The sequence below is a fragment of the Yinghuangia sp. YIM S10712 genome (genome assembly GCF_051388935.1).
Classification (GTDB): domain Bacteria; phylum Actinomycetota; class Actinomycetes; order Streptomycetales; family Streptomycetaceae; genus Yinghuangia.
Window position 1 is genome coordinate 14366 of sequence record NZ_JBPKBI010000024.1, and the last position, 3371, is coordinate 17736.

Here is a 3371-nt window from a genome sequence, read left to right on the forward strand (position 1 = left end):
CCCCCCGACCCGGTCGCCGCCGCGATGGCCGCACCGGGTTTCGTACGCGACCCCTATCCCGTCTACGCGGCCATGCGGCGGGAGCACCCGGTGCACCGCACCCCGCACGGGGTCTGGTACCTCAGCCGGTACGCCGACGTCGAGGCGGCCCTGGCCGACCTGCGGCTGTCCAACGACCGCGACCGCATGACCGACGCGCTGGCCGCCCGCGACGGCGGCCTGCGCGCGCTCAGCCGGCTGACCGAACGGCTCGGGCGCGTCATGACCAACACGGACCCGCCCGACCACGCGCGTCTGCGCGGCCTGGTGAACAAGGCGTTCACGGCCCGCCGCGTCGAGCAACTGCGCGGGCGCGTACAAGAGATCGTCGACGACCTGCTGGATGCCGCACTCGCTCGGGGATCGCAGGCCGACCTCGTCGCCGATTTCGCGGGCCCGCTGCCGGTGACGGTCGTGTGCGAGCTGTTCGGCATCCCGGTCGAAGACCGCGAAAGTGTTGCCGGGTGGTTCCGCAGCCTCGGCGACCTCACCGGCGACATCGACCAGGCGGAAGCGGTGGTCATCCGGTTCGAGGAGTACCTGACCGGGCTGATCCACGCCCGGCGCGGCAGCGGCGGCGACGACATCATCAGCGCGCTGACCGCCGCGCAGGCGCGCGGCGACCGGCTCACCGACGACGAACTCCTGTCCACCTGCTTCATGTTGGTCACCGCAGGCGATCAGACCACGACGCACCTCATCGGCAACGGCCTGCTGGCCCTCCTGCGGCACCCGGACCAACTCGCCCTGCTGCGCGGCGATCCCTCCCTCGCACCGGCCGCGGTGGAAGAACTGGCCCGCTACGACACACCGACGCAGGCGATCATCCGCGTCGTCGCCGAGGACGTCGCCTTCCACGGGCACACGCTGGCGACCGGCGACCTGGTCTACCTGCTGCTCGGCTCCACGAACCGCGACGACGAGCGCTTCCGCGAGCCCGACCGGCTCGACATCACCCGGGGCCGGCAATCCAGGGCGCGGGCCTTGGTGTTCGGGCACGGTCCGCACTTCTGCCTCGGCGCACCACTGGCCCGGTTGCAGGCCCGGATCGCGATCGACACGGCCGTACGCCGCATGCCCGACCTGCGCCTTGCCGCCCCCGAACACGAACTCGCATGGCACACCAACCCGTTGCAGCGCCGTCTGCGAGCGCTGCCGGTGACGTACTGACAATCCGCCGACCGACGAAAGGAACCGCGCGATGCCCCGGGAATTCCTGCTCGAACGCGAACACACTCTGCCCGCCGGCCCCGACGACGTCTGGCACGCCGTGGCGACCGGCCCCGGCACGTGCGGCTGGCTGTACCCGATGGACGTGGAACCCCGCGTGGGCGGCACCGTGTCCCGGGGGCCCGCCACCGTCACCGCGTGGCAACCGCCGCAGCGCTTCGCGTGCCGCTACGCCGACGACACCGGGTTCTCCAACACCTTGAGCTACGCGTTGTCGGCCTCGGACGCCGCGCAGACGTTGATGCGCATGTCGATCCACTGGGTGCACACCGGTGAGCCGGACGACGGCTGGGACACCCGCGCCGACGCCGCGACGCGGTACGCCGACTTCTACCACCACTCCCTGCGCGAATACCTCACGCACTTCCGGGGCCGGACCACCGCGTACGTCCGCGCCGACCGGCCCGCTCCGGCGACCGAGGGATCCGACCAGTTCGCCCGCGTCGTCCGCGCGGTCGGAGTCGGCGACGACGCGGCCGCAGGCGACGGCGTCCTCTTCGCACCGCAGGGCATGCGCACCCAGGACGCGGTCGTCGACTACCGCGACGCCGACTTCCTGGGCCTGCGCACCGAGGACGGGCTCTACCGCTTCTTCAACGGGGCGGCGTGGCAGTGGCCGCTGTGGCTCGGCCACCACCTCTACGGCGAGACCGTCGACACCGACACGGAGGCACGGTCGTGGTCCGCGTGGCTGGAGGAGGCCGCCGCATGACGACGTTCGCCGACGCCGCCCTGCCGCACGATCACATCCCCCCGGAGGACACGGCGGACGCCGTTCTCCACGGGGAAGCGGACGCGCCGGACACCGTCACCGTCTACAGCGCCGAACTCCAGTGGCAGGAGGGCCGCTACGTGCTGATCGTCCACGACCACCTGACCGGGACCGTCCAGACCACCCGCGTCGCCGGGAAGGCCGTGGACAAACTCCCCGCCTACCTCGCGATGCTCGACCGCCCCGGCCGCTGACCTGCGGCGTCCGGCAGCGGCCGAGAGCCTTCGGGAACGTCCCGGACGAAGCCGTGATCACCGGGCGCAATAGGATCTCCGCGCCTGCACCCGCAACCGGAAGGCGGGTCCGGCGTGGACCGGCGCAGCGCGGCTGCCGGTCGGAACACGGCCGGGGAAAGGGCCGTCGACAGACCAGGGAGTGTCGTGGCAGAGGACATCCAGGCGATCGCGGCGATGGTCGAGGGCTGGAAGCCCGAGCCACTCGTGACCGGTGACGCGCTGGCGGCAGGACCGTGCCGCGCGTTGGCCGCCGTGTTGGGGGTGCCCGAGACGGCACCGGCCGAGGGCGAGCCGCTGCCGCCCCTGTGGCACTGGCTGTACTTCCTCAACTGGCCGGCGCGTGCGGAGCTGGGACCGGACGGGCATCCGCTGCACGGCCGCTTCCTCCCGCCGCTGCCGGAACGCCGACGGATGTTCGCGGGCGGCCGGCTCACCATCCACCGGCCGCTGCTGCTCGGCACGCCTGCGGAGTCCACCACGCTGCATGTGCGCACCGAGCCCAAGACCGGGCGCGGGGGCGCGATGCTCTTCGTCACCATCCGCAACGAGCTGCGCCAGAACGGCGAGCTGTGCGTGGTCGAGGAGCAGGACCTCGTCTACCGTTCCGGGCTCCCTCATCCCGGTGCGCCGGGCAGCGGCTCCGGCCCGGCGGCCGCGGCTGCGCCTGCCCCTGTTGCGCCTCCCCCTGTTGCGGCTGCGCCCGCGGGGCAGCCCGCCGACGCGGGCGAGCTGCGGCTGCCCACCGATCCGCAACTGCTCTTCCGCATCAGCGCGTTGACCGCGAACACCCACCGCATCCACTACGACGAGGCGTACGCGCGCGGTGTCGAGGGCTACCCGGGGCTGGTGGTGCACGGCCCGTTGCAGGCGTGGCTGATGCTGGAGCCCCTGCGCCGGGAGAGGGCGGCGCCGGCGTCGTTCACGTACCGGATCAGCCGTCCGGCGTTCGTCGGTGCGGAGTTGGCCGTCGTACGCGAGACGGCTGCCGACGGGGTGATCGAGCTGCGGGTGGAGTCCGGCGACGGCACGGTGCACGCCACCGGGCGCGCCGAAATGGGCTGATACACGGTGAGGGGCCGCGTCCGGCGGACGCG

Annotated in this window: 4 protein-coding genes; all 4 read left to right on the top strand. The window is 72.7% G+C overall.

The window, feature by feature from the left end; genetic code table 11:
- On the top strand, positions 1-1209 hold a 1209-nt coding region (locus ACRX5W_RS29780), incomplete at its 5' end, for a cytochrome P450 family protein (RefSeq protein ID WP_436791473.1).
- Between the two features lie 31 nt (positions 1210-1240).
- Positions 1241-1981, top strand: coding sequence for an SRPBCC family protein (locus tag ACRX5W_RS29785; RefSeq protein WP_436791474.1), 741 nt, complete (start codon positions 1241-1243; stop codon positions 1979-1981).
- Positions 1978-2235, top strand: coding sequence for a hypothetical protein (locus tag ACRX5W_RS29790; RefSeq protein ID WP_436791475.1), 258 nt, complete (start codon positions 1978-1980; stop codon positions 2233-2235). The genes ACRX5W_RS29785 and ACRX5W_RS29790 overlap by 4 nt, the downstream gene beginning before the upstream one ends.
- A 186-nt stretch (positions 2236-2421) precedes the next feature.
- Positions 2422-3339, top strand: a complete 918-nt coding sequence (locus ACRX5W_RS29795; protein WP_436791476.1) for a hypothetical protein — start codon at positions 2422-2424, stop codon at positions 3337-3339.
- Positions 3340-3371 lie beyond the last annotated feature (32 nt).

Excerpts from the sequence above, each read along its gene's own strand:
- ACRX5W_RS29785 (WP_436791474.1), top strand. The coding sequence starts at position 1,241 with ATGCCCCGGGAATTCCTGCTCGAACGCGAACACACTCTGCCCGCCGGC.
- ACRX5W_RS29790 (WP_436791475.1), top strand. The coding sequence starts at position 1,978 with ATGACGACGTTCGCCGACGCCGCCCTGCCGCACGATCACATCCCCCCG.